The 13,397-nt window shown below is 66.9% G+C and carries 14 protein-coding genes; 11 read left to right on the top strand and 3 right to left on the bottom strand.

Annotated features, from left to right (window positions below):
• The 9 genes from QH283_RS28910 to QH283_RS28870 form a co-directional block, all read left to right on the top strand.
• On the top strand, nt 1–803 hold an 803-nt coding region (locus QH283_RS28910), incomplete at its 5' end, for a mammalian cell entry protein (RefSeq protein ID WP_280506091.1).
• Nucleotides 803–1,807 carry an MlaD family protein gene (locus QH283_RS28905; protein WP_086845812.1) on the top strand — a complete coding sequence of 335 codons (1,005 nt, stop codon included), beginning with the start codon at nt 803–805 and terminating at the stop codon, nt 1,805–1,807. The genes QH283_RS28910 and QH283_RS28905, both read left to right, overlap by 1 nt.
• Nucleotides 1,804–2,805, top strand: coding sequence for an MlaD family protein (locus QH283_RS28900; RefSeq protein ID WP_086845810.1), 1,002 nt, complete (start codon nt 1,804–1,806; stop codon nt 2,803–2,805). Before QH283_RS28905 ends, QH283_RS28900 begins: the two co-directional genes overlap by 4 nt.
• 1 nt (nt 2,806) lies before the next feature.
• Nucleotides 2,807–3,874 (top strand): MlaD family protein, encoded by a 1,068-nt coding sequence (locus tag QH283_RS28895; protein ID WP_086845809.1) that lies wholly within the window; start codon nt 2,807–2,809, stop codon nt 3,872–3,874.
• Nucleotides 3,875–3,909: 35 nt separating this feature from the next.
• Entirely contained in the window at nt 3,910–4,887 is a 978-nt protein-coding gene (locus tag QH283_RS28890) for an MlaD family protein (RefSeq protein WP_115410737.1), read from the top strand.
• Complete coding sequence (locus QH283_RS28885; RefSeq protein ID WP_086845805.1) at nt 4,884–5,840, top strand: MlaD family protein; 957 nt, start codon at nt 4,884–4,886, stop codon at nt 5,838–5,840. Before QH283_RS28890 ends, QH283_RS28885 begins: the two co-directional genes overlap by 4 nt.
• Nucleotides 5,841–5,864: 24 nt before the next feature.
• A complete protein-coding gene (locus QH283_RS28880; RefSeq protein ID WP_086845802.1) occupies nt 5,865–6,473 on the top strand; it encodes a hypothetical protein in 609 nt (202 codons plus the stop codon).
• A gap of 21 nt (nt 6,474–6,494) precedes the next feature.
• Nucleotides 6,495–7,514 carry an ABC transporter ATP-binding protein gene (locus QH283_RS28875; protein ID WP_432420803.1) on the top strand — a complete coding sequence of 340 codons (1,020 nt, stop codon included), beginning with the start codon at nt 6,495–6,497 and terminating at the stop codon, nt 7,512–7,514.
• 118 nt (nt 7,515–7,632) lie between these two features.
• Nucleotides 7,633–8,067 carry a hypothetical protein gene (locus tag QH283_RS28870; protein ID WP_280506090.1) on the top strand — a complete coding sequence of 145 codons (435 nt, stop codon included), beginning with the start codon at nt 7,633–7,635 and terminating at the stop codon, nt 8,065–8,067.
• Nucleotides 8,068–8,935: 868 nt separating this feature from the next.
• Here QH283_RS28870 and QH283_RS28865 read toward each other — a convergent pair.
• The gene (locus QH283_RS28865; protein WP_147296492.1) at nt 8,936–9,142 is read right to left on the bottom strand and encodes a hypothetical protein; all 207 of its coding nucleotides are present in this window, start codon (nt 9,140–9,142) and stop codon (nt 8,936–8,938) included.
• A 133-nt stretch (nt 9,143–9,275) separates the two neighbouring features.
• Between QH283_RS28865 and QH283_RS28860 the strand changes: the two genes are divergently transcribed.
• On the top strand, nt 9,276–9,455 hold the full coding sequence (locus QH283_RS28860) for a helix-turn-helix domain-containing protein (protein WP_086845958.1): 180 nt from the start codon (nt 9,276–9,278) through the stop codon (nt 9,453–9,455).
• A gap of 246 nt (nt 9,456–9,701) precedes the next feature.
• Nucleotides 9,702–11,036: a site-specific integrase gene (locus QH283_RS28855; RefSeq protein WP_280506089.1), complete on the top strand. Its 1,335-nt coding sequence runs from the start codon at nt 9,702–9,704 to the stop codon at nt 11,034–11,036.
• A gap of 448 nt (nt 11,037–11,484) precedes the next feature.
• Here the strand turns inward: QH283_RS28855 and QH283_RS28850 are convergent, their stop codons facing one another.
• Together QH283_RS28850 and QH283_RS28845 are read right to left on the bottom strand one after the other, a co-directional pair.
• Complete coding sequence (locus QH283_RS28850) at nt 11,485–12,228, bottom strand: PaaI family thioesterase (RefSeq protein WP_280506088.1); 744 nt, start codon at nt 12,226–12,228, stop codon at nt 11,485–11,487.
• Nucleotides 12,225–13,136, bottom strand: coding sequence for a 3-methyladenine DNA glycosylase (locus QH283_RS28845; RefSeq protein ID WP_432420804.1), 912 nt, complete (start codon nt 13,134–13,136; stop codon nt 12,225–12,227). Before QH283_RS28845 ends, QH283_RS28850 begins: the two co-directional genes overlap by 4 nt.
• Between the last annotated feature and the right edge of the window lie 261 nt (nt 13,137–13,397).

Here is a 13,397-nt window from a genome sequence, read left to right as displayed (position 1 = left end):
TCGCACTGGTGCTCGACGACGAGCTGGGTGCCATTCTCACCGACAGCCTCGATGTCGACTTCCGGCCGGAGAACTACTTCGGCGTCACGGCCGTCAACCTCATCGAGCGCCCCGGCGGCAACGCCCTCACCGACGGCCGGGTGCTGCACCGCACGGCGGCCCCGGACTACACCATGTCGACCATGCTCGAACAGGTGTCACTGGTGGTGGACGGCACGCTCACCTCGAGCATGATCGCCACGCTGGACGAGATCATGCGCTACGCGAACGGGCTGGCCCCGCTCATCCGCGCCGGCATCATCGTGGCCGAGCAGATGTCGAAGACCCAGCAACACCTGCCGACGGAATTGTTGCTGCGCGCGAACGACGTGCTCGTGCAGCTGCCCGCCTTCGGCCGGGGCGCCGCCGACGCGCTCTACGCGATCTATCACAGCGCGTACAACCAGCGCCCGGACGGCAGCCTCGGGGTGGACGACGCCTTCATGACCGAGACCGACCAGGCGCTGGAACTGGCCGCCTCCGATCTGTTCGGCCTGGCGGGCTCGCTGCTCGCCTCGCACGACGCCGAGCTGATCCCGTTGGTCGGCGCGGTCGACGAGGTGGTGGCACCGCTGCCCGGGTTGCTCGGTGACGGCCGGATGGCCGAGCTGAACACCGCGATCGACCGTCTGGAATCGGCCTTCGCCGGAACGCCGGAGCAACGGACACTGCGGCTGCGGGTGGTGCTGGACGACGTACCCGGCCTGGCCGGGCCGCTGGCCCAGCTGGGTGCCCTGACCGCGCCCTCGCAGGCGGTCCGCTGATGGCCACCGGACGCGGACTGATCTGGGCCGCGCTCAAACTCGTCGCCGTCGCGGTGGTGACCGTGCTGCTGTTCGTGCTCGTGCTCAACGCCATGCGCAACCCGGTCGAGCAGAGCACCCGCGGGTACACCGCCGATTTCGCCGACGTCTCCGGTCTGCGGGTCAACGGTGACGTCCGGCTGAAGGGCCTGCGGATCGGCAAGGTCACCGGCGTCGAGTTGATTCCCGAAGGAGACGGAACGGTCGCTCGGGTGAGCTTCTCGATGGATGCCGGCTACGAACTCACCGACACGACCACGTTGGCGGTCAAGTACCAGAACCTCACCGGCGCGCGTTTCGTCGATGTGGAGTTCGCCGCGCAGCCCGGGAACCGGGTCTCCCACCTGACCACCGCGGCGACACGGCCCTCGTTCGACATCACCGCGCTGTTCAACGGCCTGCAACCGGTGCTGTCGACGATGAATACCGGTCAGATCAACGCTTTCGCGGAGAACGCGATCGCGGTGCTGCAGGGTGACGGCGGCGGCCTGGCACCGATGCTGGAGAGCGCGCAGGAACTGGCCGCCTACGCACAGGACCGCAAGCAGTTGATCGCCACTCTCACCGCGAACGTCGCCCGGATCGCCGACTCCATGGGCGGCCGCTCCGAGGACGTCCTCGAGTTCATGAAGGCGATGAGCCTGCCCATCAGCAATGCCATGACGGTGCTCGACGAGTTCCCCAAGACGGCGGCGACCGGCCCCGCGCTGGTCGAGCCGATCGAACGGCTGCTCGCGGCGCTGGGATTGCGCTCCGACCTGGATGTCGATGCCCTGCTGACGCAGGCATTCGCCTCGCTGACCGAGGCCGTCGATTCGCTGCGGCTCATGCCGGGTGCACTGGCCGGGCTGCAGGTCGCGCACCGCCCGGAGAACACGCGATGCAGTAATGGGCAGGCCCACCTGCCGTCCGATGTCCAACTCCTGCTCAACGGTAGCGAGGTCGTGCTGTGCAACGCGAAATGACAGGACGCCGCAGGCGGCTGCGGGACCGAGCGCACGCCGTGTGGCACAACGACGTGCTCCTCGGCACCGCCGTCGTCGGCGCCACCCTGGTGGTCGTCGCCGCCTTCGCCGGGCTCTACCTGCGTCCGCCCGGGCAGCAGACCATCACCTTCGAGACCACCGACGCCTCCGCGATCGAGACCGGGCAGGACGTCCGGGTGGCTGGAATCAGCGTCGGCAAGGTCTCCGATGTCGCCATCGCGGCGGACACCGTCACCGTTCGGGCCCGGATCGACGACGCCATCCTGGTCGGCGACCGGTCGCGTATCGAGGTCCGGATGCTCACCCCGGTCGGCGGATACGCGGTGACCCTGATCCCGCTCGGTTCGCGAACCGACCACGAGGTCGCCATACCTCGGGACCGGGTGGTGGTGCCGTACTCGATCGGAGACGTGCTCCAGAGCGCGCCGACGGTCACCGACGAAGTCGACGCCGCGACCATGAATGCCAATCTGCGCCAGGTCTCCCAGGCGCTGGAGGGGAACTCGACTTCCCTCGGCACCATCGTCGACGGCATGAACGCGATCACCCAGGTGCTCGACCAGCAGCGACTCCAGATCCACCAGGTCGCCGCGCTGGCCGCCGAATACCTGCAGACCTTCAACGTCAATCGTGGCTTCGTCTTCGAACTCATCGGCAAGATCGACACTGTTCTCGCCACTTATCACAACAATTCGGCGGGCTTCAACTATGCCTACCAGTTGCTCGGCAGCGCACTGTCCCGGCTGCAACCGCTCGAGGCCTATTACCTCGAGCATTCCGACCAGGTCGAGACCCACATTCGCGATCTGCAGGCACTGGTGTCGGAGCTGCAGCAGCATCTCGGACCCGCCATCGACAACCTGACCGGATTGCGCGCGCAGCTCGAGCAGTGGCTGACCCCGGAGGGCATGGCGCAGTTCGGCGGCGGCGTGCTCACCACGTCGCTGTGTATTCCGATTCCAGGACGGGAGTGCTGACATGCGGATCTCGAAGAAGAGCGCCGCGCTGACACTGGCAGTGGCCGCGACCACGGTGATCGCCACCGCCGTCGTAGTGCGCCACTCCGGTGCGGCCGAGGCGGCGGGGGGAGGCGACGGATTCTGTGCCGACATGCCCGACGCGATCGGACTCTATGCGGGCAATCCGGTCACCCAGATGGGGTTTCGAGTCGGCACGGTGAGCGACGTGCAGCAGCGCGGCGATCACGTGCGCGTCGAGTTCGCCCTGGACGACGGCCGTCGCTACCCGGCCGACGTTCAGGTGGTGACCCGGTCGAAATCGCTGCTCGCCGACCGCAGCCTGGAACTGGTCGGCAATTACACCGCGGGTCCCTCCCTGCGGCCTGGCGACTGCGTGCCGCGTCAGCGCACACACACCCCCAAGAGCATCTCCGAGATCGCGGGCTCCGCGGCCGATTTCATCGACGCGCTCTCCGCTGCGGGCGACGACAGTGTGCAGGGCGCGGTCGCCGGTCTGAACACCGCACTCGACGGCACGGGCGCCACCATGAACGCGATGCTCACCCACGCGGCCGCGGCCGCGAACAGCCCGGACCGGGTGACCGCCGACGTCGGGGCGACGATCATGAACATGGCCCCGCTCACCGAGGACGCGCTGCGGCACTGGGATCGGATCAGTTCGATCCTCGAGCGGATGCCGGAAATCGCTGCTCTCGGCACCGAGCTGTTCGGTTACGTCGCGCGCTTCGACCGCGGAATCGGCTGGCTCGTCGCAGTCATCTACGACATCCAGCGCCGCTACGGAGACCAGCTGTGGCCGCTGATGCACGGTCCGGTCGCCGACGTGATCGCCTTGGCCGCAACCCGGGCACCCGATCTGGCCCGGCTGTACGGCACCATCCCGGCGATGGTGACCGCGGTGAACTATCAACAGCAGACCGGCGGGGGCATCTCGATGCCGTACCGGCCGCCGTCCGTACCGGTCGATCCCGCGGTGTGCGATCTGCTCGGACCACAGTGCGCGCAGAACGAGTTCGCCCCCGGCACCGTGAATTTGCTGTCCCTGATCGTGCGGAGGCCGTCGTGAGAACTCCTCGAACGTGCCGCGGGCCGCGGCGGTCGGTGGCCGTCGCGTGCCTCGCGCTCGCGCTGGCGGTCGCCGGATGCTCGCTGAGCCCGGACGACCTGCCCTCGGTGCGCTCCGGCGTGCACACCGACTACACGGTCACCCTCCGGTTCGAGAACGTCATGAACCTGCCGTCCGGTGCGGACGTGCTGCTCGGCGGTCTCCGGGTCGGGCAGGTCCAGGCTCTCACCGCGACCCCGGACGGCATCGACGTGACGGTTGGACTCGCCGCGAACACCCAGGTGCCCGCCGACGCCGGCGCCATCATCCGGCAGAACACCCTGCTCGGCGACACCTACATCGCACTGATCCCGAGCACCGAGCCCCACCCGGAACAGGGCTTCCTCGGTCCCGGCAGCACGGTTCCGCTGGAACGCACCACCTCGCCGCCGCAACTGGAGGACACCATCGCGGTGCTCGCCTACTTCGTCAACGGCGGCAGTATCCAGAAGATGCAGGACACCATGGCCACCCTGAACCGGACCATGCCCGCGCTCGAGGACGTCCGGCGGATGGCCGGCACCGTCGCGGTGGACATGGCCGATCTCGCGGCGGGCACGGCGGAGCTGGATCGCCTGCTGAACGGGGTCAACGACACCGCGACCGCGGTCGTCGACCGAAGTGCCGAGTGGCAGGCCGTCTTCAGCGAGCAGGGCACCTATTACTGGCACAATGTCGCGCGCGCCGTAGTCGCGCACATCAGCACCCTGTTGCCCTCGGTCGGCTCCATCTTCGAAGGCGGCCTGTGGCTGACTCCGATGCTGAATTCCCTGGCCGACACGGCAGAATCAGGGCGCGGGATCTGGGACGACGCCCCGGCCACCACCGTGCGGGTGAACAACTTCCTGCGCACCACCCTGTTGCCGTTCGCGCAGCGTCCCGCTGTCGACGTCACGTCCGTGAGCACCGGCACCGGGGACGAACTGATCGGCGACGCCACCTCGATCCTGCGTCTGCTGGGAGCCGTCCGATGATCACCCGCACTCGTGTTTCGATCGTGGCCATGACGGTCCTGACCGCTCTGTCCCTGCTCTACATCCAGCGTGTCGGGCTGGATGTGGACCGCTTCCGCGAGATGCGCACGGCCAGCATGCTGGTGCCCGACACCAACGGCATCCTCGTGAATTCCAGGGTGCTGCTGCGCGGGGTGCCGATCGGCAAGGTCACCGGCATCGAACCGGAGCCCGAGGGCATCCGGATCACGCTGCGCTACAACGAATCCGACCCCATACCCGCGGGCAGCTGGTTCCGGGTCGACAATCTCTCCGCGCTCGGCGAGTCCTACATCTCGGTACTGCCTGATACCGCCGCGGGCCCCTACCTGGCGGACGGCGCGCAGGTCGACGCGGACCGAACGGCCGTGCCGACCACCTTCAAAGAGCTCTCCGCCCGACTCGCGCACCTGCTCCAGCAGGTCGACCCGGATCAGGTCCAGCACATCTTCCGTACGCTCGATGTCGGACTGCCCGACGGCGTCCAAGTGGTCGGTGATCTGAACCGCGCGGGCACGCTGCTCGCCGCGGAATTCACAGAGCAGACGGACAATCTCGTGACCCTGCTCAGCACGCTGCAACCGCTGCTCATGCGGACCGGCGCCGTGCCGGCGAGCCTGGCCGCGACCAGCCCGCAGCTTCCGGGCTTCGGCACCGGATTCCAGGATCTGCTCAACTCGGTGCGCGACGCGATGCGCCGCGGGCCGCTGCTGGACGGCATCCGGGACGGCGCAAGCCCGCTGTTCGGCGAACTGCAGAAATTCCTCGATATCACCGCCGCCGACCTCGGCGTCATCGGCGTCAACCTACTGCCCGCCGCGCAATCCGGCGGTGCCGCGCTGCGCACCGTCGATCTCGGCAGCCTGCTGGGCCGGGTGATGGATGCCACCGACCCGGCGGGCGCCGTCACTGTACACATCCCCACCCCGAAGTAGGCACCCAACGGAAGGAGCAGGTTGATGCCGGAGAAGTCATCGGCCGCCACGGTCGCCGAGCACGAGACCGCACCCGAACAGCACACCGGCCGTGAGTCCACGGCGCGGCGGACCATGCCCGCCCAGACCGTCCTCGCCGTCGTCGCGACCCTGGTCACCGCAGCGGTCATCGCGTTGCTGAGCTGGCAGTGGTATTCCGCGGCAGCGGAATTGGATCGTCGTGACGCGGCTGCCGCCGATCAACACCGCGCCGAGCAGGTGGCGCTCGATTACGCCACCGGCGCAGCGCAGATGAGTTTCGAGAACACGCAGGAGTGGCGCGGTAGGCTGACCGCCAACACCACGCCCGAACTCACGACCCGCCTGACCCAGGCCGCCACCTCGATGGAGCAGTTGATCGGCCCGATGCAGTGGTCGTCCAGTGCCCGGCCGATCGCGGCGAAGGTGGAATCGGAGTCCAACGGCATCTTCCGGGTCGTCTGCTTCGTCGATGTGCTCACCAAGAACGTGCAGGCGCCCGACGGCGTGCAGTCCACGGCGACCTACAAGCTCGACATCGACAGCAGCCGGAACTGGGCCATCACCGAGATCAGCGGCATCGATTCCGCCCTCGGTGGCGGGGCGCCGCGCTGACATTCGAGAAAGGGATTCATTGTGGGTGTGGAGGTAAGGACCGAGGGAGTTACGAAGTCTTTCGGCTCTCAACGGATTTGGCAGGATGTGTCGTTGACGATTCCTTCGGGTGAGGTCAGCGCTCTGCTGGGTCCTTCGGGTACGGGTAAGTCGGTGTTCCTGAAGTCGCTGATCGGGTTGTTGCGGCCGGAGCGTGGGTCGATCTTCATCGGTGACACCGATATCACGACATGTTCGAACTCCGAGCTCTACGAGATCCGCAAGCTGTTCGGGGTGTTGTTCCAGGACGGTGCGTTGTTCGGGTCGATGAACCTGTTCGACAATGTGGCCTTCCCGCTGCGTGAGCACACCAAGAAGTCCGAGTCCGAGATCCGGCAGATCGTGATGGAGAAACTCGAGCTGACGGGTCTGCTGGGTGCGGAGGGCAAGCTGCCCGGTGAGATCTCCGGCGGTATGCGCAAACGCGCCGGTCTGGCGCGGGCGCTGGTGCTGGATCCGCAGATCATTCTGGTCGACGAGCCGGATTCCGGTCTGGATCCGGTGCGTACCTCGTACCTGTCGCAGTTGTTGATCGATATCAATGCTCAGATCGACGCGACGATCCTGATCGTCACGCACAACATCAACTTGGCGCGTACGGTGCCGGACAACATCGGGATGTTGTTCCGTCGTCAGTTGGTGATGTTCGGGCCGCGTGAGGTGCTGCTGACGTCGGAGGAGCCGGTGGTGAAGCAGTTCCTCAACGGCCGCATGATCGGTCCGATCGGTATGTCGGAGGAGAAGGACGAGGCGCAGATGGCGCGCGAGCAGGCGATGGTGGATGCCGGTCATCATCACGGTGGCGCCGAAGAGGTGGAGGGCATCATCCCGCAGATGGTCGCGACGCCGGGGATGCCGGTGCGTCAGGCGGTCGCACGCAGGCAGGCGCGGGTGCGCGAGATCATGCACACCCTGCCGCCCGCCGCCCAGGCCGCGATCTACGCCGATCTCGGCGATCAGAACGTCACCGACGCCTTCTTACGGCTGCCGGTCTCGGGTTGATCGCAACCGCGGTGAGAGGAGCGCGCGGGCGGGGATCGCCTCGACATCAGCAGGCAACGAGCTTCAACGACGCGTCGGTCGAAGGTGACGGCAAGCCCAGCTGGAAGATCGCATAGACATGGCCGATGTGGACCCGGTGCGAGTGCGCGCGTGGGAACTACGCGTCCGGATATTCGGATTCGCGCTGTCCGCGGTGATTCCAACCGCGATCGGGTGTGGTCCGCTGTCCACTCAGGTGGCGGAGTGGGCCGGTCTCGGTGCCGTCCAGCGCGCAGCAATCGGCTGTGCGCTCGTCGCGCAGGTGATGGCGATCGCGGTGAGCTGGCGTACCCCGCCCGCCGGTGCGTCTCTGGTCGTCGTTCGCACGCTCTTCTTCTCGGCATATGCGGCGTTGGCGGTCAGTGCGGCTCTGCTGGCCGGGGAGGACGACTGGGAGTTGCTGACCGTACCGATCTTCGCGTGCATGATCATCATGCTGCACGCTGTCTACGAGCGCTGCACGCAACGTTTCGAAGCATTCGGCACCGGCACGCGATCCGACGCTGACGGCTGAGCGTGGTGCCCCGCGAAGGATCGGCAATGTGCCGCGGTGCTGTGGCTGAGAGGGCAGGACTCATCGAGTCGGGACGTCACCGCCGCGGTTCGCGACGGCAGGTTGCCTGGGCTATGGGTGTGGCGTGACGGCTCCATTGTGTTAGCTGTGAAATTGCCTGGTCGATTTGACGATTGGCGTGTCCCCGGAGCGACACGCGGAAGTGATCGCCGTGAAGTCATCCTCGGCTTCGGAGAGCCGAGAGAATTTCGTCGTGGATCGTCTCCGTCGCCATCGTGGACGCCTCTGGCGAATCACCGGCGAAGGGGCGGCGGCCGTCTCACCAGAATCTCACATTATTGGCGGGAATCGGCCGGTCTTTCCAGGATCTGTCGGGAAGTGCACGTGTCGCGAAAGCTGTTGGCTTCGAGTAAGTTTGGGCTCTATCGAGACCGGTTGATGTAGCTGGAACCTGTGTCAAGTGGTCGCAGGTTCGAATCCTCTCAGTCATCCGGGGGCCTGGAGGGGCAGGCTAGGTTCAATGATCGACATATCATACTGAAACGTGGATATGCGCATTCAGTGATGAGATCCTGCGGGTTTGCCGGTGTCACGTATGGACGGCGATGCCGAGCACCGGCGTCGGACCGCGCGCAGTAGTGCCTGTTGGATGCTGAGCACAGAGCGGGCGTGAGTTGGCATGGCGGTCACCTTCGCTGAGCTGGAACGACGACCGAATATCTGCGAGGCGTGGGCGAGGGGGTAGCATCGTTGCTGGAGAATCAGCAGGCTGGCCAGTACCTATGGAGGTCAGCTGATGGATGGACGTCGGCCGCCGCGCTCATCGCGATCGGAGCGGTCACCAGAACTGGCGCAGCGGGTAAAACGCTCATGTGAGCACGTGCGGCGTCGCCGTGAACTCGCCCGCGGACGCGACTGTGCGATCGCCGCGGCGGTGCGCCGCTGTCTGTCCGACTGGCAGGCGATCACCGCATGCGAGACCAAGCGCGACGCTCAGATCGCCGAAATGCGTCGGCAGATCAGCGCCGTCGAAGACGAAGCCGCCGCCCGGATCGCGAGTTTGCGCGCTGATCAAGTGACAAGGGCTGTCGTATCGGCACACCCGCGATGGCGGGTGTGGCCAGAACGCGGTTCCACAGCGATGGCAATGGAATCCGGTTCCCCGCAGCGCGTGTGCGTGCCCTTCCGTGACATCGCAGTCTCTCGCCATGGCTGAGTTGGCAACTCCGAGAGAAGCAGCGGAGTACTTGCGGACCACCGTCGGCAAGCTCGCCAACGATCGGCACCTCGGCGTCGGTCCGCCCTACGTGAAGCTTGGCCGCAAAGTCCTCTATCCGTGGGAGTCCTTGCGGGCGTTTGTGGAGGAGCGCACGATCCGCGGTCTATAGCGCTGTGCCACACCAGATAGCTGGCAATCTCTCAGTTACTGATCGGGGGCTTCGCCTCGTCCTCGGTATTTCCTACGCTCCTCGCCGAGCTGAATGGCTGAATTTTCCCCGCCCTGCGGGGGAATGAGCGGGCAGGAAGGACTGTGTATATGGATAGGTGGCAGTTGACGGCGGGCTGCCTGAACAAGCCGGAACGTGGAGGCCCGCGATACGTCGGCGGCGCGGTCGAGAACGAGGTGGCGCCGTATGTCGCAGTTTGAGCTGCCGCCTGGAGCTCATGGGAGGTTCAGCGAGCCCAAATGGAACGAAGCTCGGAAGATCTACCAGGTCCATTGCCTGGTCGGGGAGCCGTTTGGCGATCCATCGAAGGTCCATGCCTCGGGCAAGACCAAGCCGAAAGCCATTGCGAATCTCCAGAAGCGGCTTGTTGCATGGAAACCGCGCGCCCAATCGATTGGTATCTATCCGCCGGAGGTGACCGTCGAGGATCTGTGCAGGGCGTGGCTCCGCATCTATGAGAACGACAAGCAGAAACGGCCTCAGAACGCGAAGCATTATCGGCGTGAGATCGAACCGGCCACAAAAGGGCGAGCGAAAGCCGACAAGATCACGCTGGCCGGGTCGGTTCTGGGAAGGATGAAGGCGGCTGAGACGAGACCGTTCCACATCCGAATACATTTGGAGTTGCTGAATGGGTTTTCGTACAAGAACGCCCGTCAGAAGTCGATCCTGCGCAACGCGTTTCAGATGCTGGTCGATGACGGCTTCCGTGATGACAATCCCGTCGACGCGGTGAAGGGTTACAAGGGAAGTCGGGTCAAGCAGTCGGGCAGCCGGGCAAGAAGGGTGGGCAACCCGTTCTTCCCCGATGAGCCGCAACCGTTCACTCCCCAAGAGCTCAGCTGGTATTGGGAGGCCGAACGTGCCTACTTCCCTCGCCCGAACCAATCCCGTGTGTTCGAACAGCGATATATGGATTTCACGAAGCTGACCTACGAGCTCGCTGCTCGCCCGAGCGAGGCTTTGTCCGTCCGTTTCGACGACATCGACTTCGACACGCATGAAGTGACTGTGTCCGGCACTATCGTCGATACCGAACTGCGTGTGCGGCAACTGAAGGAAGTCATCGAGCAGTATCGGCTGCCTCATGACGAGATCGTCATGCCTCGTGGATGGCCGAACTACGACGATGACGATGTTGTCTGCGTCGCCTACCGTCAGCCGTTCACCAAGACCGCACGATCGATGCGGACGATCAAGGTCGGCCCTGACTGCATGGCAATGCTGCGCCGGCGACAGATGGCCGCGGCACCCGGTCAGCGACTGGTGATCCCGAGCCGGACCGGCCGAGTGGTGCGCTCGGAGCAGATGTCCAAGACCTGGGCGGCGATTGTCCAGGGGCGCGACCTCGAGTGGTCGACGGTGAAGACGCTCCGCTCCACTCGCGCGACGCGCGTAGCCGAGAAATATGGGCTTCCGGCTGCCCGGCTGATTCTGGGGCACGAGGTGGATTCGGCCGTGACCGCGAGGCACTATGTCCCAGAGGCTCGCCTCGTGGTTGATCTCGCCGATGCCCGGTGACGCGCAGGTGGTTGGTGCCGGCCCACCCAAAACGGCCACAAAACGGTCACTGGAGGTGCGAATCTTTGGTAATCCGCAGGTCAGGCGACGAAACAGCGCCATGAGGCTACACCGAGCCGATCCTGCACCGCCGCCGCCGCGAGGCCAAGGCCGCGCAGCGCGGCTGAGGCCCCGCAGGGCGCGACGCTCGCTCGACCATACGTGCGAGGCCAGGGAAGCCGTGACAATCCGTTGCCACTACCCTGGGCCTCGCACGTGTACATCGAGAGTTAGGTATTCATGGGAAGCGTCGTTCTCGACATCGTCGCCTTGATCACCAATCGCGCCGCCGAGTTCTGGAATTGGATGGCGACGGGCTCCGCGGGATTCCCCCCGCTGTGATCAGCGGCTGACACGGCCGAAGGCAACCCCCACCCGCACCGGGTGGGGGTTGTTTCGTTTCACGGCGCTAGACGAGCGTCGGCGTGACCGGCTCGCGCGGTTCGATCCACAGCGCCTCGGCCACCGCGCACAGCCGTCCGTCGGCAGTGGCCAGCGCGACGCCGACGGTGTGCTTGCGGCCGTCTGCCGCCACCGGCCAGGCGAAGCTGACGTGCGGGGCGCCTGCTTCGACCGGGGCGAGCACCGTGGCGGTCAGGGCGGCCGTCACCGCGCCCATGGCCATCCGGTGGTAGGCGAAGCCCGCCCACGCGCCCGGGCAGTCCAGCGCGGCCCACACGTTCTCCACCGCCAGCAGCCCGTCGGTGTCACCGAGGGCGGGATCGGGGGTCCAGGCCGAGACCACCAGGCCGCGCTCGCGCAGCGTGCACGGGAACAGGCGAAGACCCTTGCCCGGCGCGCAGCCCGCGCCGCAGCCGTAGCAGTGGGTGAACAACCGCTTCTCGGACTTCAGGCCGCGCTCGGTCGCGGCGACCACCTCGTCCCAGGCGGGGCAGTCGGGCACGTCGAGCGCCAGGCTCGCCGGATGCGCCTCGGTGAGGACCGTGCCCGTCGCGTCGGCGAGCGCGGTGCCGCCGCGTTCGGTCCGCACCAGCGACAGCGGTGTGCCGACGGGCACCCGGCCCCGGAAGTCGACGCGCTGGGTGCCGCCGGTGCAGCGGGCGGCCAGCGCGCCCGCCACGTAGCCGCCGAAGGCGACTTCCGGGTAGCCGAAGACGTGCTCGGGCACGGTGATGCGGTCCAGTTCGATCATCTGTGGTGCGTCCGTCCTTCCGTCGTCGCCCGCGCGGCGGCCTCCGCCGGCGCGGACCGTTCGAGCAGCCGCTCGCAGGCCGCCAGCAGCCGGGCGCGCAGGACACCCGCCCGCTCGCTGATGTCCAGTTGGGCGCGCACGTAGTCCGCTCGGCCCGAGGGGGTTTCGATCGGCACCGGCTCGTAGCCGTAGTCCCGCAGGTCGTAGGGGCTGGCCCGCATGTCGAGCTCGCGGGCCGCGCAGGCCAGCTCGAAGCAGTCCAGCAGCAGATCGGAGTCGACCAGCGGCAGCAGCTTGAAGCACCACTTGTAGAGGTCCATGTTCGCGTGCAGACAGCCCGGCTGCTCGCCGGCGACCTGGTCCTCGCGGGTGAGCGGGGTGGCGTTGCGACCGACCGCGTCGGGGGTGAAGAAACGGAAGGCGTCGAAGTGGGTGCAGCGCAGCGACATCGACTCCACCACCGCGTCGGTGCCCGCACTGCCGAGCCGCAACGGCACGTGCCGGTGGCGGACCTCGTCGGTGCGGTACACCATCGCCCACTCGTGCAGGCCGAAGCAGGACAGGTGCGGCGGGCGGGCCGCGGTGGCGCGCAGCAGGTCGGCGACGAACCGCACGGTGTCACGGCGGCGTTCCAGGAACGCCGGGTCGGCGGTGTGCAGGCCGGGACCGATCCGGTGGTAGCCGCGCGCGCCCTCGTACTCGCGCGCGTCCGCCAGCGCCACACCGAAGCCGGGATGCCAACGCCGCACCTGGCCGGGCTTCTGGCCGTAGTAGGTCCACAGGAAGTCGATGACCGGATGGGATTCGCCCGCCGCGCGCCGGGCCAGATACGGGCCCGCGAGCTCGTCGAACCGGGCGCGGTGGGCCGCGGCCCTGGCCCGCCACCGCTGTTCGGGCAGCACGCTCACCTCGGGCCGATCCCGCTCCGCGTCGCCGGTCCCGGCCGGCCCCCTGCCCGAGTCCGCGTCTCCCGTCACGGTCGGGCGGGCGCGCCGGGTCGTGCCGCTGCCCGTGGCGCGGTCGCCGGGCGGGCCGACGGCGGCTGTGCGGGGGTGATCGGTGTGAGTGTCGTCGGTGCGGGTGTCGTCGGTGGTGGCACGGTTGTCCGTGCTCGTCGCGCTGGTCATCACCATCGATCATCTCGCACCACGGACACGGCGCGGGGGGGG

The organism is Nocardia farcinica, from assembly GCF_029867845.1.
Classification (GTDB): Bacteria; Actinomycetota; Actinomycetes; order Mycobacteriales; family Mycobacteriaceae; genus Nocardia; species Nocardia farcinica_A.
The sequence above is the reverse complement of the archived record's forward strand: the minus strand, read 5'-3'. Positions and strand labels throughout refer to the sequence as shown.

What these genes read in the sequence shown, in the direction of transcription:
- QH283_RS28905 (WP_086845812.1), top strand. Translation starts at nt 803, where the DNA reads ATGGCCACCGGACGCGGACTGATCTGGGCCGCGCTCAAACTCGTCGCC.
- QH283_RS28900 (WP_086845810.1), top strand. Translation starts at nt 1,804, where the DNA reads ATGACAGGACGCCGCAGGCGGCTGCGGGACCGAGCGCACGCCGTGTGG.
- QH283_RS28895 (WP_086845809.1), top strand. Translation starts at nt 2,807, where the DNA reads ATGCGGATCTCGAAGAAGAGCGCCGCGCTGACACTGGCAGTGGCCGCG.
- QH283_RS28885 (WP_086845805.1), top strand. Translation starts at nt 4,884, where the DNA reads ATGATCACCCGCACTCGTGTTTCGATCGTGGCCATGACGGTCCTGACC.
- QH283_RS28880 (WP_086845802.1), top strand. Translation starts at nt 5,865, where the DNA reads ATGCCGGAGAAGTCATCGGCCGCCACGGTCGCCGAGCACGAGACCGCA.
- QH283_RS28870 (WP_280506090.1), top strand. Translation starts at nt 7,633, where the DNA reads ATGGCCGATGTGGACCCGGTGCGAGTGCGCGCGTGGGAACTACGCGTC.
- QH283_RS28860 (WP_086845958.1), top strand. Translation starts at nt 9,276, where the DNA reads ATGGCTGAGTTGGCAACTCCGAGAGAAGCAGCGGAGTACTTGCGGACC.
- QH283_RS28855 (WP_280506089.1), top strand. Translation starts at nt 9,702, where the DNA reads ATGTCGCAGTTTGAGCTGCCGCCTGGAGCTCATGGGAGGTTCAGCGAG.
- QH283_RS28850 (WP_280506088.1), bottom strand. Translation starts at nt 12,228, where the DNA reads ATGATCGAACTGGACCGCATCACCGTGCCCGAGCACGTCTTCGGCTAC.